Origin of the sequence: Thermoleptolyngbya sp. PKUAC-SCTB121 (assembly GCF_016919485.1) — a bacterium.
GTDB lineage: Bacteria > Cyanobacteriota > Cyanobacteriia > Elainellales > Elainellaceae > Thermoleptolyngbya > Thermoleptolyngbya sichuanensis.
Window position 1 is genome coordinate 5,230,918 of sequence record NZ_CP070366.1, and the last position, 20,213, is coordinate 5,251,130.

Genomic DNA, 20,213 nt, shown 5'->3' on the forward strand with positions numbered 1-20,213 from the left:
GATCACAGGCGGTCGAGCAGTCGTTGCAGAGCGGGGTAATCTACCTTGGCGTTGTGGCGCTTGTCTACCGGAATCTGACAGAGGTGGAACTGGTGAATTTGGGCCCAGGCCAGTGCCGTTTGCAAGTCCTGTAGCGCGGGCGATCGCGCTGCTTTGGGAAAATGCTCTGCCCATTCTATTAGTAGCACCCGCCGACCCCGATGCGCCACCAGCGCCGATCGATGAATGCCTTGTTGTGCCTGGGCTGCCGCTTCTACTGCAAAGGGATAAATCGTGCCCCAGGTGTCCGTCAGCTTGGCACTGCATCGCCCCAACAGCCATAGCCGACCCTGCTCGTCCAAATAGCCCGCATCGCCCGTGCGGTGCCAGGGAACGCCGTCTACTCGAAACTTGGTTTCCGCGTCGCCCTGGCCGTGCAAATATCCAGGCAGCACATGGTCGCCGCTGACGACAATTTCGCCGACTGCACCCGCTGGCAGGGTTTGGGCGTGCAGTTCGGCAGTGGTCAGGGTCGGTATAGGCTGGCCCCAGCGATCGCCCAAAATTCGCAGCGCAATTTCCGGCACCGGATAGCCCGCCAACAGCCCCTTTCCCTGGGTCATGCGGGCTAGGTCGTTGGGCTGAATCTCATGATAGGCAACGTGGGCAATGGGTTCCGCTTCGGTGGAGCCATAGACGGCGGTGACTTCGGCCTGGGGGGCGATCGCCGCTAGCCGTTGCAGCAGCCCCGGAAACACTGGCGCACCGCCCGTAAAAATACGGCGGAATTCGGGCAGCGTCTGCCCCGTCGCCTCGCATTCCGTCGCCAATCGCCCCAACAGCGCCGGAGACGCAGCCGTACTCGTTGGTCGGTAGCGTCGGATATCCCGCAGCAGCCGTCTGGCGTTGACCTTGCCGGGATAGCGCAAGTCTACATTGGGCAGCAGACTGGCGACACCGGACGCGAGGTTTGCCAGCACGAAAATGGGCAGCGTTGATAAATCGATCTCGCCTGGAGCCAGGTGCAGGCTGTGGGCCAGGGCGCGGTGCTGGGCCAGCAGAAAGCCGTGGGTGCGGAGGGCGGCTTTGGGCTGGCCCGTGCTGCCGCTGGTGAAGGTGAGCAGGGCAGGGGTGGCAGCGGGAAGCGCGGGCGGGGAGGCAGGATCTAGCGGGGCCGTGGCAGAAAAGAGGCGGTGAGTTGAGAACTTTAGGGGAATGCGGCGGAGGGCAGCAGATTTTAGCTGGAGCAGGTGTGCTTTGGGCGTGGCGATCAGGGCGCGGGGCGGGTGCAAGGTGCAGCAGCGTTCTAGGTGGTCGAGTCCGGCGGCAGGGTCGATGAACTGGGCGATCGCCCCCAGCCGAAACAGCGCCAGCAGCACCGCATACAGCCTCGCCGACACAGGCACCAGCACCAGCGCCGCCTCGCCTGCCTGCAACCCTGCCCGCTGCAACTGCTCCGCAATCTGCACCGACTGTCGCTCTAGCACTGCAAAAGACACTGTTTCCCGCGTCTTCCCGTCGATAATCGCGGGCGCATCGGGACGTTCGGCAGCCTGTTGATGGAGCAGGAGGGCGATCGCCATTTGGAAGGTGTTAGAGCGTCAGCGTCTAGAGCTGGATATCAGATCATTTTGAGATAAGGCTACACCTTGAGCAGCCCCCTTCATCAAGAGAACCTTCTGAACGCCAACCCAAACAGCTCAGATTCAGGCCCAGGCACGAGCGATCGCCCTTTATCTCCCAACACCACAACTTCTCGGCGATCGCCCTTCATTTCACAGCACCGACATCTTTGGGCGATCGCCCTTCATCTGGCAGCACCGACACCTTTGGGCGATCGCCCCCCCAGATACTTTTGGGGCATTGCACACTGACCGAAGTCTATCGCTACTCCACCTCTGCGGCCGACCCGAAAGCGGCTGGGAGTGTGCAGCTTGACCCAGACCTCGAAGAACTGAACCTTCGCAATTTGGGGGGCGAATCGCTGACCCCCACCGGAAGCTGACAGAACCAGGGCGCTGAGGGCTAACAATATTATTAGACGGAAAGTTTCTGGATAACTGCCCATCTGGGGGTGTTATACGGAAACCGTCGGGTTATTCCGGATGTTGGGGAATTAAACCGAAACTTGCCGTATAACATCCGCCCCAGGGCAATTAAACCGACATTTTCCGTATGTTTTCAGAATCACGGCAAAGACCGTGAGGAATTTATACCCGTACACTGAATCGGGGTGGACGAGAGGTACGGAGTCCGTTGGATGGGTGAGTGCAGGAGAGGGCTTTAGGGGTGTTTGGACGGGTTGAGTTTTGGAGTGGGGATTTTGGATTTTGGAGTGAGGGGATGCCCTGCTAAAATCCAAAACCCAAAATCCTCCTTATCTGTTCTTACTCGTTTGCACCAGGATTGCTGCGGATTTCACGATGGAGGTAGCGCAGCACTTCGCCAGGGCGACCGTCGAGGACGATGCCGTGGGGCGGGAAATCCAGGGCGTGCGTCCACTCGAAGCGTTCGGCATAGCGGAGCAGGTGGAGCCGGTCAATCGCCATCTGGGCATCTTCAGGGAGGCCGATGATGCAGTGGCGCAGGCGGCGACGGTGGGGCAGTTCGCAGGTGAGCGGGGGCAGCGAAAACTGGGTCGCCTCCGAGCGTGGGGACGACCAGGTGTATTGAATTGTCAGCATTTGGGGTTTCCTCCTGGAAACGAGTGGGGTAGGAAACCCCGAAATGTTGGCCGCCCACGGACGTGAAGCGCTGGGACAGGGCGGCCTACAATGGACGCAGCCCTGAGACAGGCACAGACTGTCGAGGGGTCAGGTGTTGGTAGATGTTTGCCGCATCTACCGACACCGTAGGTGACTAAACGACCAAAATTTCGGGGGAAAGTGAGCTGCGTCGAAGGGAACCAACGGGCAGCTTGATGGACGATTGTACTGGATGCGATCGCCCCCGTCAATTGCCCTGATGAGTTGTGCTGGCGACCCTATCCATCGTGCGATCGCCCCTGCTTACGCTAGGGCCCAGGTTTTTCTTATCCCAGAGTCGGTAAAGATATATTAAGGTATTATATTAAGGTATATTCCAAAACCCAAGCCCCCTCGCGCTAGAACGGCGGAGCAACTAGTTCAGCGCCGGACGATTACACGTTGGCGTAGGGCAGCAAGACGATGTGGCGATCGCGATCGATCAAGAGCCAGCCCTCTTCCCGCAGTTGGCTGATCAGGCGCGTAACTGTGACGCGAGTCGTGCCAATGGCGTTGGCAAGCTGCTGATGGGTCAGGCGGACGCTCAGGCGGGTTCCCTCCGGAGTAGGCTGTCCCACTTCCCGCTTTAGCAGCACCAGCAAATGCCGCAGCCGATCTTCGACTCGACGATAGCCCACCATTGCCAGCACGGCCTCCGTTTGCCGCAGCCGCCGCGCCATGTGTTGAAAAATGCCCTGCGCCAGCATAGGAGACTGTTCCACTTCCGACCAAGTGAGGCGCATTAAGTCTACATCCGACAGCGCGGTGGCGTGATAGGGACGAATCAGCGTCAGCGGCAGCCCAAACGGCATCGAAGCGGAAGCCAGCCCCAGCAGCGCCTCGTCCCCTGTGTCATAAAACGTACCCAACTGCACTACGCCCCGGCAAACCACCCAGACTTCATGTGGCGTGAGCGGGATGTCTTGCCCTGCGCGGAAGGACTGCAAGCTTCTGCCCTGATAAAGTTTCTCCAACAACAAGCGCAAATCTGACTGGCTGGGAACTTCCAGGGCGAATGACTGAAGCATATTGAACTCCCTTGTGTGAGCGTGCCCTCTCAATCTAGAATCTGGACCTAAAGACAGGGTAATTCTCTGGTTTAGAGAAGGTTAAGATCCCGTATGCTCACGGATACGCAATCATTTGCAAATTTACGCAAGAATTCACGGATTTACCCATAGATCCATCTATAAAAATGCTGTTTAGAATTGTGCTGGCTGCCCGGAAGTAGCCTTTTTAGTAAAGCAGTTGAGGATACATGTTCAAGATCCCTACGCCTCAGTTGCGCTATGCGTGTTTTCAAACCCTTTGCTCCCCCCTTTAGCCCCCTTAAAGATCCCCTCTAGCCCCCCTTAAAAAAGGGGGGAACCGAGCCGAGCCGCTCCGGAGGTTCCCCTTAACAAGGGGGATTTAGGGGGATCGACTCAAGGCAGTCAACGACCTAGAAAGTTTTAAGACATTGCCTAGGAATGAGAATGCTAGAGGCTCTGCAAATGCTCGACAGGCAATCCAAAATCGCAAATCTAAAATCTAAAACCCACATCACTTTATGCTTTCTGGGAACCCGTTTCAACGGACAGCAGGCTAGTGCTGCGAACCCAATCGACAAACTGGCGGGCCGTGCGGCCCGATCGCCCATTTTGCTGGGTTGCCCATTGGAGGGCTTGAAATTCCAGCGTTTTGGGGTCGAGCGGGAGGTCATTTTGGCGGGCAAGATGGCGCACAATTTCTAAGTAGGTGTCCTGGTCGGCGGGTTCAAAGGTGAGCGTCAGCCCAAAGCGATCGCCAAAGGACAGCTTTTCTTGCACCGTGTCCCAACTGTAGATTTCGTCGGCATCGCTGGGACGGGGGCGATCGCCAAAAAACTCGCGGATCAGGTGGCGACGGTTGGAGGTGGCGTAGACCACGACATTGGGCGATCGCGCGACTACGCTGCCCTCTAGCACGACCTTTAGCGCCTTGAAGGCTTCGTCATCTTCTTCAAAAGATAGGTCATCAACGAAGAGAATAAACGCCTGCGGCACATCGCGCAGCAGCGGCAAAATGTCCGGCAAGTTCGCCAGTTCTGCCTTGCTGACTTCGATGAGTCGCAAGCCGCGATCGCCATACTGATTCAGCAGCGCCTTCACCAGCGACGACTTGCCCGTGCCCCGGCTGCCATAGAGCAACACGTTCAGCGCCGGAGCGCCTGCTAGCAGCGCCTCAGTATTTTGCAAAAGCTGCTGTTTTTGCCGCTCATAGCCCACCAGCGCATTGAGCGAAATCGGGTCGGGATGGGGGATGCCCTCTAGCCGACCACCTTGCCAGCGAAAGGCACGATAGCGGGCATAGTCGCCCACGCCCGCGCTGCGGTAGTGTTGCGCCAAATCGGGCAATAGGCTGGCCCAATCGGCGGCGGCTTGAAACTGGGCGCGAATGGTTTGGGTTTGCGGGCTGGCGGATGCTTTGGGGTCGTCGGCTGCGCCCCAACTGACGGGCGGCAGGGACAGCCCTGCGGCGATCGCCAGCCATTGCCCCAGGCGATCGCCCGTGCAGGTGGTATAAAGCGCCTGGAGCGATCGCAGGTCGGCGGCGGCGGCGGCCACTAGGGGTTGCGGCAGGTCGCTTAGGTCGGTTCGCTGAGTCGCCTGGGTAAAGGGGTTGTCGTCTAGCAAAATCTGATCCAGCAGGTGCGATTGCCAGCTTTGCTGACGAGTCGCCAGCGTATAAAACCAGTCGCCATAGGCCCTCAGGAGGTCTACCCGGTCGGCGGGCGATCGCCCCAGCGCCGCCAACAGCCGCAGCAACGCCTGCCCTGGCTCTTGCCGCAGCACCGATGGGTAAACCAGCAGCGAGGCGGCCTGCTGATGGAGGAGGTGAATTTGCTTTAAAACCTGGGCATCCATGCGGCGATCGCGCGTTTGAGAAAACGGATTTCGGGTCAGGGGTCAGGGGTCAAAGCGAGGAATCCTGCACTTTAATCCTGCACTTTATTCTTTATTAGGATAGGTTTTACAGGATATGCGAGCGCTGGGGAAATGCATCAACGCCCGACGGAGCGAGTGCGTTGCGGCTACACCCAGCAGCACCCTACAATACAGCCGACTTGCTACAGCCTATCTATAATTGCTAGAGCCTATTTGCTACAGCCTATTTGCTACAGCCTATTTGATGCCGGTTGATGCCGTTCAGCACAAGGCGGCTGCCCCCCAAACCCTGAATCCCTAGCCCTCTTTCTCGTCCACCATCGACAACATGCCTTGCAGCGCGGCGGGGATGCTCTTGGGGTCCATGAACATCACCTTGCTGCTGTCGCTCTTGCCGATGGTGTTGCCCATATCGAGATAGCCCAGCGCCAGCAGAACCTGTCCCGCTTCCATCGCGCGGGGGTCGTTTTTCAAGGCTTGCGTGACGATGCCGATGGCTTCGGCGGTGGCCTGAGCCTTTAGCACGGCGGCCTGGCGCTCGGCCTGGGCCTTCAGCACAGCCGCTTTTTGGTCGGCTTCGGCTCGCAGCACGACGGCTTTCTGGTTTGCCTCTGCTTCAAGAACCTGCGCGTCCGCCTTGCCTCGGGCAGTGTTCACGGCTGCTTCTCGATCGCCCTCCGAGGTCAAAATCGCCGCCCGCTTGCGTCGCTCAGCGGACATTTGCAGTTCCATCGACTCTTGCACCGCTTTCGACGGCACGATGTCGCGCAGTTCCACGCGAGTCACCTTCACACCCCAAGGGTCGGTGGCGGTGTCTAGCTCTCGCAGCAGGATTTCATTAATCTGCGATCGCGCGGTAAAGGTTTCGTCTAGCTCCAGCTTGCCCATCTCGGCGCGAATCTGGGTTAGCACCAGGTTCACCATTGCCGCCTGGAGATTTTGCACCTTGTAATAGGCCTTTTCCATGTCCACAATCCGCCAATAGACCACCGCATCCACCGTAATCGAAACGTTGTCCTTGGTAATCGACGGCTGGGGCGGAACATCCAGCACCTTTTCCCGAATCGTTTCCTGAAACGCGATGCGATCGGCAAAGGGCAGGATAAAGTTCAAACCGGGCTTCAGCTTTTTGTTGTAGCTGCCGAGGCGTTCGACCAGGGCTTCGTTCCCCTGGTTCACAATTTTGACAGAGCTAGACAGCCCAGCCGTACCCAACACCAGCGCAATCAGAGCGGCGAAAAAACTTTCCATGCAAAACCTCCAAAATCCAATGTGAATCTGATGTGAATCCAAATGTGATTAGAGAAACCAATCCGCGGCTTACCCGCAGCGATTCATCCGCAGCGACTTGCCCTCAGCGATTTATCCTCAAGCGACTTGCCCTCAAGCGACTTGCCCAATGACTTGACCTCATTGGCGCACCAGATGCTCTGGCAACACGATGAGCGTCGTGCCCCGACGCTCCACCACCACCACTTTTTGATCGGCGGCGATCGCCAGATTTTCGTCCTCACACCGGGCCTGCCAGGAGTTGCCTTCGTAGATCACCCGCCCCGTTTCGCCAGGGGGAATCGAGGTCAGCGTCCGCGCTTCGTGAGAATCTTCGATCAAGCGCGATCGCCGCTGCGGGATGAATCGGCGCGACAGCACCACCAGCAACACCGACAGCACCAGCCAGAGAATTACCTGAAGGCTAACCTGCGGCACCGACAGCGCCACAAAGGCAACAATCAGCGCACTAATTCCCATCACAAATTCCACGAACGCGGTCGGCAGGACGACCTCCATCATGCAGAGGACGATGCCTGCAATTAGCCAAATCACGCTAGGACTCATGGTCATCAGCCGTTATCCGAGAGAGAAGGACAAACGATACAAGAAGAAAGCCAGGAGAACGCTTGGTTGAGAGACTTTTCAACAAGACTCTGTGGACGAAAAGACTCTGTTGACGAAGAGGACTATGTTTCTAGGAGCAGAGGGTTATGCAGAGGACATGAATGCAAGGAATGCAACCGTCCCCGCTTAAATCCAACACGTCGCTGTCACGGGTTCATTACGACACTTTCGATACTACGGATAGCTACAAAAAACGCTGGCAATATTCCAGATGGACGGCCGTTGAACGAGCCGCTGGGTTCAGACTGCGGGTGGCAATGTTTCAGCCGGTTCTGCGTGAAATCTGGGTAACGTCTGCACAAACCCTGGGACGCGCTCGGATTGGGGGATTGGTTTGCGGGTTTGAGCGTCTGCCTGTTTGAACCCAGCCGCTTGAATCTAGCTGCTTGAATTCAGCCGCTTGAATCTAGCCGCTTGAATCTAGGGCGTGTTTTAAAACCCTTTGATCCCCCCCGCCCCCCTTAAAAAAGGGGGAACTGAGCCGAACCACTCCGCAAGTCCCCCTTAACAAGGGGGATTTAGGGGGATCGACTCAAGGCAATCAACGACCTAGAAAGTTTTAAGACACTGCCTAGCCACGTTTGCAACATTCGACCGGAGTTGTCGCGTTTTTTGGAATTGGCGCTATCTTTGGCTAGTTAAGGGCTGCCCTAGTCGGGCTTGCTGAGATGCCTTTCACTCCCCTTCTATCCTGACTTATTCCATCTTGAACGACCCCGTTCCAAAATCAGAAGATTTGAATGATGGCTTAACGATTGGTCGGGAATTTAGAGGATCGTGCCCGATGGGCAAGGCATTCACAATCCGTCGCCCAGTCTGATAGACCCTGTTAATTAGCTCAGCGTCGAACGCCTCTATCACGCTTATGATCTCCTCTTCACCTCCTTCGCGTCGTCCGACGGCGCTGCTGTCCACCCGCATCCAGTGTGCCCAGGCAGATTGTCAACACGACAATCCTGCGGATCAATCGCTGTGTGAACGCTGTGGGCGGCCGCTGACCTATCGCTATCTCTGGGTTGTCGGGCAGAGCGAGGGGGTGAATCCGGCCCATGTGTCTCCGTCGGGACGCTATCGAGCCGTGTCTCCGAGGGTGTGGCTAGATACGCAGCCCGCCGCTGCGCCCGACCTGCCGCAGCCCTGGCCCGAGGAGGCGCTGCCCTATTTCCACCTGTTTCCCCATCGGCTGCATGTGCCCGTGCTGTTTGGCTTTGGCTGGCACGGGGGGCAACGGCTGATGCTGCTGGAAAATGGGCCCATCGACGGGGCCGGAAAACTGCTTCCGGCGATCGCCCCCAGTTTTGCGGCTGCGTCTCCGACTCGTCAGGTCTACTGGCTGTGGCAAATCCTCGACCTGTGGGCCCCGCTGCGCGACTATGGCGTGGCGGCCAGTCTGCTGATGCCGGACAACTTGCGGGTGGAGGGGTGGCGGGTACGCCTGCGGGAGCTAATTCCCGATCGGCTGCATCCGGGGGGTCAGCCGTCCTTGGCGGATCTGGCGGCGTGCTGGCTGGGTTGGCTGGGGGCTCTGCAAATCCAGGTGGCAGACTCCGTGCGATCGCTCTGTGAGCAAATGCAGCAGCCCATTGCCGACACGCCAGAGGGACTGCGGGCGATCGCCCTCCAGCTCAACGACCTGCTGCTGCAACAATCGACCCAACTGGCGCTGAAGCTGGCGGTGGCCGGTGGCACGACGGCAGGCCCTCAGCGGGCCCACAACGAAGATGCCTGCTATCCGCCAGCCCAGCACTCGGCAGAAACCAGCCTCACCTGGCTCCAGAGTCCGCCCGATTTGCTCTCTGGGCTGGGCATTGTCTGCGACGGCATTGGCGGCCACGCGGGCGGCGAGGTGGCTAGCCAGATGGCTGTGCGATCGCTCGTGATGCAACTGCGGGCGCTGCTGTATGAAGTGGCCGAGGAAACCACTGTGCTGTCGCCAGACGTGGTGATGCAGCAGCTAGAGGCGATCGCCCGCGTGGTGAACAACCTCATCGCCAGCCAAAACGACAGCCAGCAGCGCCAGTCGCGCCAGCGCATGGGCACGACCCTCACCCTGGCCCTGCATCTGCCCCAGCGGATCAACGGTGGCACTGCCCAGGAGCTTTATCTGCTCAATGTGGGCGATAGCCGCGCCTACTGGATTACGCCGGAGCGCTGCCAGTTGCTCACGCTAGACGATGACCTGGCTGGGCGGGAGGTGCGCCTGTCTCGCGCCACCCATGCCGAAGCCCGCAAGTATCCCAACGCAGGCGCTCTGACGCAGGCCGTAGGGATTCATGAAGGCGATCGCCTCTATCCCACGGTGCAGCGTTTCATGATTGACGAAGACGGCGTGCTGCTGCTGTGTACCGACGGCCTCAGCGACCACGGCTGGGTCGAAGCCCTGGGGCCAGAAGTGACGCAACTGCTGTTCAATGACCAACTTACGCCGCAACAGGCCGTGCAAACCTGGCTGGAACACGCCAACCAGCGCAACGGCCACGACAACGCCTCGGTGGTGGTGATGCGCTGCCGCGTGACGGCGCAGGCTCCAAAACTGTTCGACCCGACGGTGTTCGACCCGACGGTGTTCGACCCGACGATGACGGAGCGGGCGATCGCCACCGCCATGCCCCAGCCCGCCCCGGATGCCGATGTGGAGCTATCTCAGGCTTCGCGGGCCCTGCTGTTTGACAACACCCTCGACGCGCCAACTCCAGCAAAACCGCGTCCTAAGGGCGATCGCTGGATCACGGTGCTGCTGCTGGGCATCACGCTGCTGACGCTGGGAGCCGCAGGTGTGCAAATCTGGCGGCAGATGCACACTCGCCAAACGCCGCGCCTCTGGCCCAGCGCCCCGGTCGATCAGCCTGCAACCCGCGACCCAATGGATTCCATCAACACCCAGCCTTAGGCTGAAGGATCATCCTGTGAGATGATGAGAGATGCTGTTTTGCTAAGCACCTCTCAGAAATTGCTGGCTTGTTACAAGTCAGCCTGCTTTGTATAAGACACTCTTTGAAACCCTTGGAACACTATGAAGGCTGGCGATCGCGTCCGGGTGACTGAATCAGTCATTGTTTACCACCATCCCGAACATCGCAACGAACCCTTTGACCTCAAAGGGCAGGAGGGTGAAGTTGTCGGACTGGCCAATACTTGGCAGGGCAAAGCCATCAGCGCCAACTTCCCAGTCCTGGTTCAGTTCACCAAAAAATTCAAAGCCCATCTGCGCGAAACGGAGCTGGAGGTCATCAGCTAGCATCCAAGCCTAAGTCGTAGACTTCCGTTTCAGGCTCAGGGAAGGTAGGCTTGTCCGACCGTCGGTTCAGCCATCCAAAGAAATTTAGCTCCCGCTGCATCTGGGCAAGATCCCGCTGATTTTCGGCAGCCGTTTCGGCGTACCACTGGCAATACTGCTCAAAGGCCTCGCGATAGCGCACCTCGCGATAGAACTCGTAGGCTGCGTAGTGGCTTTGCAGGATTTCCTGCGCCTCGGTTTCAGGGGGCGGCAGAATGCGGCGGTAGAAGATGGGTTCCGGCATGGTCACTCCTAGAGCCACCCCCGCAGTCGGTAGACCAGCAGCCCAATATATTCCTTGAGGGCGCGGGTGGTTTGCTGGAGACGGTCGGCATCGGGCATGACATTAAGAATCATCGCCTGCCAAGAGTTATCGACTTCTTCGAGTTCCTGATTGCTGACAAAGAAGTCGGTGGGTGCAGGAATTGCGTCAATGCCCAGCTTTTGGAAAATTTTGAGCGATCGCGGCATATGCATCGCCGACGTGACCAGCAAGATCTGCTGAATGCCCCGCTCTTGCAAAATCTTTTTCACATTCACGGCGTTTTCGTAGGTGTTGAGCGAGGTCTGATCTTCCAGAATGGCATAGGAGGGAACGCCCAAATCCTGCGCCAGCTTTGCCATGTCGCTCGATTCGGGTGGGCCGCCGCCTTTCCAATAAATTCGCCCGCCGCTCATAATCACCAGCGGCGCTTTGCCCTGGCGATATAGCTCGGCTCCATACAAGACGCGATCGCCCGGCTCCATCACATCAATCGACGGGCGCGGCGGAATATGCGGCTTCAGGCTGCCCCCCAGCACCACGATCGCCCCAGCACGCGGCAACTCTCCTTCAGGAATATGCTGCCACTCCAGGGATTGTGTCAGCGCGTTGGACAGCCGCAGATTGCTGCCCAAGAGCAGGCTGGCCAGCGCCAGCACCAGAGACACTGCGGCCAGCCGCGGCCGCTTCCACAGCGTTGCCAGGGCCACCAGCATCAGCACACACGCCAGCCCAACTGGGTAAATGAACAGCGGCAGGAGTTTGGAAAGAAACAGGAACATGAGCGGTTTGGGATTGGGACACAGAGGGGAAACGAGGGGTTGGAGATTGCTGGATGGCTCCATCACGCCATCACTTCACCACACCATACGCCATCACCCACTACTCTAATGCCCTCGCTCCTGTCCTGGCTGCTCAAGTCACGCTCTGTCTGAGATATCTAACGGCCTAAATACCTAACCCTCTAAATAGCTAACCCTCAATGACCAGCTAGCCGCCAAGAGTTACCAGCCGTCTGGCACGTCGCGGCTCTCGATCCAGTCGTAGAGATCGCGCTCTGCCTTGGCGACGTTAAATAAGTGCAGCCCAAAGTCGCGGGACAGGTCTTCGCAGGCTTTGATACCCCGGACGCTGTTGCCCTTCTCGTCGAGCAGGGGCGAAAAAGTGCCGATGCCCAGCTTTCCGGGCACGACCGCAGTGATGCCACCGCCGACCCCGCTCTTGGCAGGCATCCCCACGCGATAGGCCCACTCGCCGGAATAGTCGTACATGCCGCAGGTCAGCATGACGCTAATCACGTCCTGCACATAATGCTCATCGATCGCGCGATCGCCCGTGATTGGGTTCACGCCCCCGTTGGCCAGCGTAGCCGACATCATCGCCAGGTCGCGGGCGCTGATCAAGATGGAACACTGCTGAAAGTACAGATCGAGCGTTTCATCAATGCGATCGGTCACCATGCCAAAGTTCAGCATCAGGTAGGAAATCGCCCGATTGCGGTGTCCGGTTGCTTTTTCAGACAGAAACACGGGCACGTTGATGTCGATTTCTTTGCGTCCGGTGTAGCGCAGGAACATATCCAGAATTCGCTTGAGCCGATCGGTGGCGCTGTCTCCCTTGATCAGGTCAGTGGTGGCGATCGCCCCCGCATTCACCATCGGGTTATAGGGGCGATTCGTCTTTTCGTCCAGCACAATCGCATTAAACGCCTCACCCGTCGGCTCCACGCTTACCTTGCTGTTGACATACTCCCGGCCGTGATCTTCCAGCGCCAGACCATAGACAAACGCCTTGGAGATGGACTGAATCGTAAACACCTGATCGCAGTCGCCCACATCAAACACGCGCCCGTCCGTTGTGACGACACAGATGCCAAACCACTCCGGTCTAGCCTGGGTCAGTTCTGGAATATAGTCTGCAACCTTTCCGGTGTTGAGAGGCTTGTATTTTGCGTGCAAATCGCTCAGATAAGCCCGAAATGGCGATGCCACAGCCTGAATCGAGTTTGCTAGCGATTTCAAGTCTCCGATATTCACCATAGTTGCCTCAACATAGTTGCCTCAAACAGTGACCTCAAATAAACCTGGGGACGAATCTTGGCACAAGGAGCGACTCTTAATTGAACATGAGGGAGTATAGAAGCGATTCGTCCAGCATTCGCAACATTGATAGGATTTGCGGATTGACCGCAACACCGAATCCACGCGCTAATCCGTATCCTGGATCTGCTGTGCCAATCGCTGAAACTCTTGGCTCACCGGATGCTCTGGAAACTTCATGCAAAACACGCCCTCGCTAGCAAGCTGCACCACATCTTCAGACAGCGGAAAGATGCCCGCCACCGGAGCATCGTAGGTTTCTTCGATCTTCTGCTTCAGCGCTTCAAAGTTGAGGCGGCTATGTACCTTGTTGATGGCCAGCAGCATCTTGCGGACGCGCAACTGTCGGGCCACGTCCACCGCCACCGCCGTTCCCTGATAGTCTTGTTTGTCGGGGCGCAGCAGCAGGATCAGCACATGGGAAATGGCGATCGACAAAAAGGTTTCCTTCGATAGCCCCGGATGCGTATCGATGAACAGGTAGTCAAGCTGGAGGTTTTTGACCAGGCTGCGGAAACCGTCGTTGAGCAGCTTTACGTCGTAGCCTTCCTTAAGGATGCGGGCAATGTCGTCTGCTTTGACGCTGGAGGGCACCAGCAGCACCTTTCCGTCGCCAGACAGGCCTGCATTGGCGCTCACGTCGTAGGCGGCTTCCTCAATCGGCGCTTCTCCCCAGAGATAGCTGTTAAGCGTCTTGGTCATGGCATCGGGTTCCAGGCTGAAGATGTTGTGAATGCCCGGAGAGGGTACGTCGGTATCTACCACGCCCACCCGGTTTCCCTGCATCGCCAGCGCGGCTGCCAGGTTTGCCGTGAAATTAGATTTGCCAGTGCCACCCCGATAGGAGTGGATCGAGACGACTTTAGGCATTGGAGGCTTGTGAAAGCATATAACTTTCAGTAGATAGAAGTGCAGTCAAACAAGGTGTGCCTTGCAATACAAATTTGCTTTAATTTTGCTTTAATTGCAGATTTTTTCCTTAATCTAGCTAGTATCTGGCCAAAGATATCAGTCCTTTTTACCGTTTTTCCACCGCTATCGACCGAGTTCGTTACTATTCAGTACAACAGGACACAAATTCCAAAGAAATGATTAACAAACACGGGGATTGCCCAAGATTCCTGGCACGATCAATACAAGTTCAAATGAGGTCAGCTTAATAAAGACCTTAACCATAAACTACTGTTATCAATGGCAATAAGCGCCAATTACCGTGTCCGGTATTTGGCGCTTTTTAGGGTTTACATCGCTCTAGATAAGCCCTAGATAAGCTCTAGAAGTTTACTCAGAAAGTCAATAGGCAAGCGTTTCTAGCGTTTCTCGTAGGTAGCGACGAACACGCTGATCTAGGGGTAAGGTGCTGAGTTCGCCTGCAACTGGCGGATCGCCCGCTGCGAATTCAGCCGCTGACTGTTCGTCGCTACGCTCAAGCTGCCAGCGCTGGAAACCAGAGCTAGAGGCGATCGCCTGCTTCAGGCTTTCCCAAATGGTTTCGTCATTTGAGACTGAGGGATTTGGCAGCGAGTTGGAAGACGTGGATGAGCTGGTCATAGGATCTCAGTAATGCCTCAAACGTTAGATCAGCAATCAATCAACCGAGCAGAACACAGCGAACGATCAAGAGACTTAATCTCAAAGATACGAAGCTAAAGAGAGAAAGCTAGGTAACCGCAATGCAAACGCATACAAAAGCAGCACAAGGATTCAGGATTAAACCTGTTCCTTTTCTCACCATAGCGTACTCTTTGGGGCGAGTTGTGCTTTGAAGCACGGTCGCTGTGCCGGATCAAGCTTCGACCCGCCCAAGTTTTAAGTCTTTACTCAAATCTTGCAGCAGCCTACGGGTTCTCGGCGGGGGGGCGCTCTGGCGACTCGAATTCGGACGCTGCATCGTCGGTCAGGCTGACATCGGTCAGCGGATCGGGTAGCTCACGCAACAGCTCGGCATCTACCGCTTCCAGGGCCTCTGCGACTAGCGCTTCTACGTCCACGCTGGGTGTGTCTGCGGAGAGGGGGTCTGAGGCCAGGGAATTTTGCTCATGGGCGATCGCCCCCTCAGTGGTTTCCTCTGTTTTCTCTATCGACTGATTTGCCAACAGAGCGCTGGCATCGACAATTTCCAGGGTTTGGGGTTCTGCGGAGTCGCGGGTCAATTCTGGGGTTAATTCTGTCGCGCTGGCATCAATAAGTTCTCGGTGTTCTGGGAGTTCTGGGGTGGAATCCGACGCGTCTAGGGAATCCAGAGCGTCTAGCCCAGCAGCGACACCGCCCCCAAAATCGTCTCCAAGATCCAGGCCAGGGTTGAGAGTTTCGGTGTCCAGAATCGTGGCTTCTGCTGGGGGGGGTTCGGGAGCCTGGGCAATCAGGTCTGCTGCCTGGGCAATCGCCCCCGCCATCGCGTCTATCTCTGCCATGCCCTCGTCTGCGTCTGAAGGCGCTGCGGCCCCGTCTGGCGGCTTTGCGGAAACCCGCACTTCTGAAACGATCGTCTCTGAAACCACGGCTGCGGCATCTGACAGGGGTGCGGACGAAGCTTGTGCGTCTGAAATGGCTTCCGAAACAACACTCGTGGGCTGGAAGCACTCAGGCGAGTCCTCTCTCTCAGGCGGGTTCTCTGCTTGGAACGCTTCAGAAAACGGCTCAGGCAGAGTGGTGGAAGTTTCCAGCGACGGTTCTGGGGTTGCAGGTTCTGGGGTTGCAGGTTCTGGGGTTGCAGGTTCCGGGATTGCAAGGTCGGGAGTGCCAGAGTCTGGGGTCAGTTCCGGCGCGAGAGGCTGCGACCCTGAAGGCTCAGATTCGTCCCAGGGCGACTCGTTCAGCGCTTCGTCAACCACCAACGGTGCAGCGGAGGGCGGCTGGGGGCGATTCCCGTAGGGATTGCTTCGCGAATCGCGCTTGATTGCAGGCGGAACGCGGGGCGCAGCGGCGACCAAATCGGGCACAATTTGCTTAACCCGAAAGCCGGGAATCGTGAAGGATTTCGCCACTTCGTCCGGCGTATAGGGTGCAAACTGGGCGATCGCCGCATCGCTCGACAGCAGCGCCCGAATCACGCTCAGCGGCACTTGCACAAACAGGTTGCACAGCAAAAACGCGATGGCTGCAATGAGCAGGCCCAGCGCCCGGTTTTGGGGCAGGGTTGCGGCGGCTTCCGTCGCCACGGGCGCAAAGCGAAACAGTTGCCAGAGCAAGAGAAACAGGGCGATCGCTGCCGACCCCGCCAACGCCTGCACTTCGGTTCCCTTAAACAAATGCAGCATCCGTCGCCGATCGTCCGACAGCGCATCGGGGCGCAGCGCCAGCGGGGTCAGGCTAAAAATACAAAACGGTCGCTTCCACTGCATCCACAGCACGGGCGCAATGCCCACCACCGCTACCAGCAACACCTCCAGCCACACGGGCAGCCACGGATCACCCACCGCCAATCCCACCAGGCACACCTCCACCAGCAGGGGCACTGCCGCCAGACCTGCAAGATGAACCCAGAGATATGGATCAGACCAGAAGGATCGCATAAGGCTTACCGGAGTATTCGCCGTGATAGCAGCGAGTGTTACAGCAAAAATTAGAGCCTGGGGCTGTGTTCTTTGACCTACTTTTGTGATCCTAATCCAACCCGCGTGCGATCGCGCTTTTTCCGCAGCACAACGTTCCCTATAGAACCGGTTGCGCCAGCCCACCATCCGCCGCAGCTCCGACCCCGCTGTAGATGTAGAGGATCGCCCCAGACTTTTCTAATCCCCAACATCCCGCTTACATCCCTTAACATGGTCAATAAGCTTAAAAGGCGAGGCTCGATATTGCTTAATATTGCTCGATATTGTTGGGGCAGGACTTTCGCACTAGTGGATGTCAACCCTGATCCCCCCTCGCCCCCTTAATGCCCTTAATCAAGGCTACTGTGTACACACAAGTCTTCTAGGCTTGCGCGGCGATGCTTTGATCCCCCCTGACCCCCTTGAAGAATGGGGAACTGATCCGTCCTTCCCTCCTTAAATGACGATGCTTTGATCCCCCCTGACCCCCTTGAACAAGGGGGGAACTGATCCCCTCTTAAGTAAGGGGTGAGGCGTGACCTACCGCAGGGAGAACTGGCTCGGAAGTCCCCCTTCTTAAGGGGGATTCAGGGGGATCTTTCGCAACAGAGAGAACTGAATCGAAAGTCCCCCTTCTTAAGGGGGATTTAGGGGGATCTCTCGGAGCGTGACGCAAAAAATCGAAACGTGTGTACACAGGAGCTTAATCAAGGGGAGTTCCAGCAGGATTAATTTTTCAGGATTTTGGATGACGCTGGATCGCTTTGGTCGCAACATCAACTACCTCCGCATCTCCCTCACCGATCGGTGCAATCTGCGCTGCGTTTACTGTATGCCCGTCAATATGACGTTTCGCCCACGGGCAGAACTGCTGCAAGACGCAGAGCTATATCAACTGCTGCCGATTTTTGCCAAGCTGCTGGGCTTCAACAAGTTTCGGCTGACGGGCGGCGAACCCACCCTGCGAGAAAATATCGTCGAAATCGTCCGCTTTATCGCCGACCTACCCGATGCGCCAGAGGTCGCCATGACCACCAACGGCGTGCTGCTGGGGCAACTGGCTGCGCCCCTGGCTGCGGCCGGGCTGCGCCGCGTCAACATCAGCATTGACACGCTCAATCCAGAGAAATTTCAGCAGATTACGCGCTGGGGAAAGCTGGACGACGTATGGCGCGGAATGCAGGCGGCGGCCGATGCGGGGCTGCGGGTGAAGCTGAATGCCGTTGTGGTGCGCGGCTTTAACGATCAGCAGGACGTGGTAGACCTAGCGCGGCTGACCTACGAATTTCCCTGGCAGGTGCGGTTTATCGAGATGATGCCCTTTGGGGAAGTGTCGGATTTTCAGCAGCAAAACACAGTCAGCGAGGACGAGTTGCTGGGCGTGATCGGGCAACACCTGCAACCGCCAGACCTGCTGAACCAAGGAGAACTGGATGGCGAGGCACGGCTCTATCAACTGCCCGGAGCGCTGGGCACGCTGGGGTTTATTAGCTCCGTGACGAAGCCGTTTTGTGCAGGCTGCAATCGGGCGCGGCTGACGGCAGACGGGCGGCTGCGGCTCTGCCTGCTGCGGGAAAAGGAACTGGACTTGCTGACCCCGCTGCGCCGGGGAGCCAGCGTGGATGACCTAAAGGCGTTGATTGAAAAGAGCATCTGGTGGAAGCCGTGGGGCCACGGGCTGGCAGATCAGGACGTGCCGATGAATCGGGTGATGTCGGAGATTGGGGGCTAGGCGCTGGGACTTCGGGCGTGAATCTTCTCGAATCTTCTCGATACCAGTGAATTTGAAAGCTTGTCTAGTCTGTTTGAGTGCCTGTGCTGCCGTTCAAGTCTGAGCGCGATCGCCCCCGCGACAACTGGGCGATCGCCCAACGCGCCGTCGTCTGCACCTCTGGGTCGGGGTCGTTCGCGGCATGGCTGAGCAGGTCGCTCATCTGCATTACCACGTCATACATGCGCGTCACGTCTCGAATCGCGTTTTTGCGAACATCGGCATTGCTGTCGCGCAGGGAGGTGAGCAGGGCTTGTTTCATCGGCTTGAGCGTCCGCAGGGCAATCTCCGACAGCGTTGCCAAAATCAGGCTGCACTGCTGCGAATCGGCATCTACCAGCAGATCGACTAGCGGCTGCACTGCCCGCGAATCGCCCGCCTGACCCAGTTCCCAAATGGCCTTGCGGCGAGTCGCCGGGTCGGGGCTGTGCAGTTCTTCCAGCAGCTTATCCACAATACTGATGCGCTGGAGCCGGGTGGTTTCTGTGAGGACGGTTTCTAGGGAGGTTTCAGGATTTGAGTCGGGTGCGGCGTGGGCTAGAGAATCCACAGACTGGGGCGATCGCGCTGGCGTAGGAATCAACGCCTGGGAGGAACTGGTCGTCGCAATCGGGCCCACCGTTTCCCACAGCATATTGGGCTTTGGATCAGGCTGTGGGGAGGGTTCAGCGCGGGTCACGCGGGTCACGACCTCAGAAGTCGCAGGTGGAGCCTGTGGCGGTGCATCGCCATTCCCTATGGCGGCATGACCCGTAGCGGCCTGACCTGTGGCGAGGTTGCTTGGGGCGGCCGACTCTGCCGCTGCCCGCGACCAGCCTGGATTGAGCGGCGGCTCTAACGGCACGCCTACCCCTGAGCCGCCGGCCCCGTCGAGCACAGGCCCGCCGTCTGTTTCCAGCGTCCCCAGCCGACTCTGGCGCAACTGGCTGTAGATGACCCCAATGGCGATCGCCAGCCCCACCAGCAGTCCTGCCCAGCCAATCCAGTCTGCGGATTCGCCCGTCTCTGGCCCCGATTCTGCTAGCTCACTCGGCGGCGCTTCAGCAACTTCGCCAGACTCACCCACTGGCAACTCTGACGGTTCCACACCCGCCTCATCTGGGCCTATTTCACCAGCAGGCACGTCTGTCCCACCAAACAGCGGCGCTTCATCACCCAACAGTTCCACTCGGGCCTGCCGCAGTCTGGCGCGGGTGGGGTCGTCTAGTTCGCCCGTCGCCACCAGCCCCGATTCTTTCTGAAAGGTCAGCAGCGCAGTCTGCGTTTCTTTGCCAAACTCGCCATTGATTGCGCCATAGTAATAGCCCAGCCGATTGAGCGTGGTTTGCAACTCCTGCACTGCCGCACCTCGGCTGCCCAAGCCCAGTAGCTCTGGCGGCGAGGGCGAAGGAGTGCTAGAGGGGTCGGCAGGTTGGCTGGATTGGGCAAGGGAAAATGCAGGGGCGATTCCCACAGGGATCGCTTCGCGAATCGCTTGGTCAGCCTGCGCCTTTTCCACACCAGAGCGGGCTGCTGCAACAGAACCCCAAGGCAAGCTAGCAGAAACCCCTCGCAAATCGGCGGCGAGTCCCACAGAAGAAATCACAGTCAGCAGCAGAACCGCAGAGCAGCGCATGAAACTCCAGGTCAAGATTGCAGACTGAGACACCGTAGCCCAGCGGAGAATACCATCACGCCCGTTTTCACCTCAGTAACTCTAGGTTATAAATGCCCATCGAACACCCATTTCATCGACCCATTTCA

17 protein-coding genes are annotated in these 20,213 nt (G+C 57.9%); 4 read left to right on the plus strand and 13 right to left on the minus strand.

The window, feature by feature from the left end:
* Positions 1-2: 2 nt before the first annotated feature.
* On the minus strand, positions 3-1,562 hold the full coding sequence (locus tag JTM80_RS21365) for an AMP-binding protein (RefSeq protein ID WP_205370263.1): 1,560 nt from the start codon (positions 1,560-1,562) through the stop codon (positions 3-5).
* A 209-nt stretch (positions 1,563-1,771) separates the two neighbouring features.
* Here JTM80_RS21365 and JTM80_RS21370 point away from each other — a divergent pair, with 209 nt between their 5' ends.
* On the plus strand, positions 1,772-1,984 hold the full coding sequence (locus JTM80_RS21370; RefSeq protein ID WP_172353402.1) for a hypothetical protein: 213 nt from the start codon (positions 1,772-1,774) through the stop codon (positions 1,982-1,984).
* A 382-nt stretch (positions 1,985-2,366) separates the two neighbouring features.
* Here the strand turns inward: JTM80_RS21370 and JTM80_RS21375 are convergent, their stop codons facing one another.
* From JTM80_RS21375 to JTM80_RS21395, 5 genes are all read right to left on the minus strand, one after another.
* The gene (locus JTM80_RS21375) at positions 2,367-2,663 is read right to left on the minus strand and encodes a hypothetical protein (protein WP_225906703.1); all 297 of its coding nucleotides are present in this window, start codon (positions 2,661-2,663) and stop codon (positions 2,367-2,369) included.
* A gap of 455 nt (positions 2,664-3,118) precedes the next feature.
* Positions 3,119-3,751: a Crp/Fnr family transcriptional regulator gene (locus JTM80_RS21380; protein WP_172353403.1), complete on the minus strand. Its 633-nt coding sequence runs from the start codon at positions 3,749-3,751 to the stop codon at positions 3,119-3,121.
* 519 nt (positions 3,752-4,270) lie between these two features.
* Entirely contained in the window at positions 4,271-5,608 is a 1,338-nt protein-coding gene (locus JTM80_RS21385; protein WP_172353404.1) for an ATP-binding protein, read from the minus strand.
* Positions 5,609-5,926: 318 nt separating this feature from the next.
* On the minus strand, positions 5,927-6,880 hold the full coding sequence (locus tag JTM80_RS21390) for an SPFH domain-containing protein (protein ID WP_172353405.1): 954 nt from the start codon (positions 6,878-6,880) through the stop codon (positions 5,927-5,929).
* Between the two features lie 159 nt (positions 6,881-7,039).
* Complete coding sequence (locus JTM80_RS21395; RefSeq protein ID WP_172353406.1) at positions 7,040-7,471, minus strand: NfeD family protein; 432 nt, start codon at positions 7,469-7,471, stop codon at positions 7,040-7,042.
* Between the two features lie 919 nt (positions 7,472-8,390).
* Here JTM80_RS21395 and JTM80_RS21400 point away from each other — a divergent pair.
* On the plus strand, positions 8,391-10,415 hold the full coding sequence (locus tag JTM80_RS21400) for a PP2C family serine/threonine-protein phosphatase (RefSeq protein WP_172353407.1): 2,025 nt from the start codon (positions 8,391-8,393) through the stop codon (positions 10,413-10,415).
* A 123-nt stretch (positions 10,416-10,538) separates the two neighbouring features.
* Positions 10,539-10,763 carry a ferredoxin-thioredoxin reductase variable chain gene (locus tag JTM80_RS21405; RefSeq protein WP_172353408.1) on the plus strand — a complete coding sequence of 75 codons (225 nt, stop codon included), beginning with the start codon at positions 10,539-10,541 and terminating at the stop codon, positions 10,761-10,763.
* Here the strand turns inward: JTM80_RS21405 and JTM80_RS21410 are convergent.
* From JTM80_RS21410 to JTM80_RS21435, 6 genes are all read right to left on the minus strand, one after another.
* The gene (locus JTM80_RS21410) at positions 10,756-11,046 is read right to left on the minus strand and encodes a hypothetical protein (protein WP_205370264.1); all 291 of its coding nucleotides are present in this window, start codon (positions 11,044-11,046) and stop codon (positions 10,756-10,758) included. The genes JTM80_RS21405 and JTM80_RS21410 overlap by 8 nt on opposite strands.
* A gap of 8 nt (positions 11,047-11,054) precedes the next feature.
* Positions 11,055-11,846: a YdcF family protein gene (locus JTM80_RS21415; protein WP_172353409.1), complete on the minus strand. Its 792-nt coding sequence runs from the start codon at positions 11,844-11,846 to the stop codon at positions 11,055-11,057.
* A 222-nt stretch (positions 11,847-12,068) separates the two neighbouring features.
* A complete protein-coding gene (glsA, locus tag JTM80_RS21420) occupies positions 12,069-13,103 on the minus strand; it encodes a glutaminase A (protein ID WP_172353410.1) in 1,035 nt (344 codons plus the stop codon).
* A 168-nt stretch (positions 13,104-13,271) separates the two neighbouring features.
* Complete coding sequence (locus JTM80_RS21425; protein WP_205370266.1) at positions 13,272-14,033, minus strand: MinD/ParA family protein; 762 nt, start codon at positions 14,031-14,033, stop codon at positions 13,272-13,274.
* A gap of 423 nt (positions 14,034-14,456) precedes the next feature.
* Complete coding sequence (locus tag JTM80_RS21430) at positions 14,457-14,714, minus strand: hypothetical protein (protein WP_172353412.1); 258 nt, start codon at positions 14,712-14,714, stop codon at positions 14,457-14,459.
* A 287-nt stretch (positions 14,715-15,001) separates the two neighbouring features.
* Positions 15,002-16,678 (minus strand): low-complexity tail membrane protein, encoded by a 1,677-nt coding sequence (locus JTM80_RS21435; RefSeq protein WP_205370267.1) that lies wholly within the window; start codon positions 16,676-16,678, stop codon positions 15,002-15,004.
* 769 nt (positions 16,679-17,447) lie between these two features.
* Between JTM80_RS21435 and moaA the strand changes: the two genes are divergently transcribed.
* Positions 17,448-18,431, plus strand: a complete 984-nt coding sequence (gene moaA, locus JTM80_RS21440) for a GTP 3',8-cyclase MoaA (protein WP_172353413.1) — start codon at positions 17,448-17,450, stop codon at positions 18,429-18,431.
* A gap of 64 nt (positions 18,432-18,495) precedes the next feature.
* Here the strand turns inward: moaA and JTM80_RS21445 are convergent, their stop codons facing one another.
* Positions 18,496-20,085: a HEAT repeat domain-containing protein gene (locus JTM80_RS21445; RefSeq protein WP_205370268.1), complete on the minus strand. Its 1,590-nt coding sequence runs from the start codon at positions 20,083-20,085 to the stop codon at positions 18,496-18,498.
* Positions 20,086-20,213 lie beyond the last annotated feature (128 nt).

What these genes read in the sequence shown, in the direction of transcription:
- JTM80_RS21375 (WP_225906703.1), bottom strand. Translation starts at nt 2,663, where the DNA reads ATGCTGACAATTCAATACACCTGGTCGTCCCCACGCTCGGAGGCGACC.
- JTM80_RS21435 (WP_205370267.1), bottom strand. Translation starts at nt 16,678, where the DNA reads ATGCGATCCTTCTGGTCTGATCCATATCTCTGGGTTCATCTTGCAGGT.
- JTM80_RS21385 (WP_172353404.1), bottom strand. Translation starts at nt 5,608, where the DNA reads ATGGATGCCCAGGTTTTAAAGCAAATTCACCTCCTCCATCAGCAGGCC.
- JTM80_RS21425 (WP_205370266.1), bottom strand. Translation starts at nt 14,033, where the DNA reads ATGCCTAAAGTCGTCTCGATCCACTCCTATCGGGGTGGCACTGGCAAA.
- JTM80_RS21380 (WP_172353403.1), bottom strand. Translation starts at nt 3,751, where the DNA reads ATGCTTCAGTCATTCGCCCTGGAAGTTCCCAGCCAGTCAGATTTGCGC.
- glsA (WP_172353410.1), bottom strand. Translation starts at nt 13,103, where the DNA reads ATGGTGAATATCGGAGACTTGAAATCGCTAGCAAACTCGATTCAGGCT.
- JTM80_RS21445 (WP_205370268.1), bottom strand. Translation starts at nt 20,085, where the DNA reads ATGCGCTGCTCTGCGGTTCTGCTGCTGACTGTGATTTCTTCTGTGGGA.
- moaA (WP_172353413.1), top strand. Translation starts at nt 17,448, where the DNA reads ATGACGCTGGATCGCTTTGGTCGCAACATCAACTACCTCCGCATCTCC.
- JTM80_RS21365 (WP_205370263.1), bottom strand. Translation starts at nt 1,562, where the DNA reads ATGGCGATCGCCCTCCTGCTCCATCAACAGGCTGCCGAACGTCCCGAT.
- JTM80_RS21405 (WP_172353408.1), top strand. Translation starts at nt 10,539, where the DNA reads ATGAAGGCTGGCGATCGCGTCCGGGTGACTGAATCAGTCATTGTTTAC.
- JTM80_RS21410 (WP_205370264.1), bottom strand. Translation starts at nt 11,046, where the DNA reads ATGCCGGAACCCATCTTCTACCGCCGCATTCTGCCGCCCCCTGAAACC.
- JTM80_RS21415 (WP_172353409.1), bottom strand. Translation starts at nt 11,846, where the DNA reads ATGTTCCTGTTTCTTTCCAAACTCCTGCCGCTGTTCATTTACCCAGTT.
- JTM80_RS21430 (WP_172353412.1), bottom strand. Translation starts at nt 14,714, where the DNA reads ATGACCAGCTCATCCACGTCTTCCAACTCGCTGCCAAATCCCTCAGTC.
- JTM80_RS21400 (WP_172353407.1), top strand. Translation starts at nt 8,391, where the DNA reads ATGATCTCCTCTTCACCTCCTTCGCGTCGTCCGACGGCGCTGCTGTCC.
- JTM80_RS21395 (WP_172353406.1), bottom strand. Translation starts at nt 7,471, where the DNA reads ATGACCATGAGTCCTAGCGTGATTTGGCTAATTGCAGGCATCGTCCTC.
- JTM80_RS21390 (WP_172353405.1), bottom strand. Translation starts at nt 6,880, where the DNA reads ATGGAAAGTTTTTTCGCCGCTCTGATTGCGCTGGTGTTGGGTACGGCT.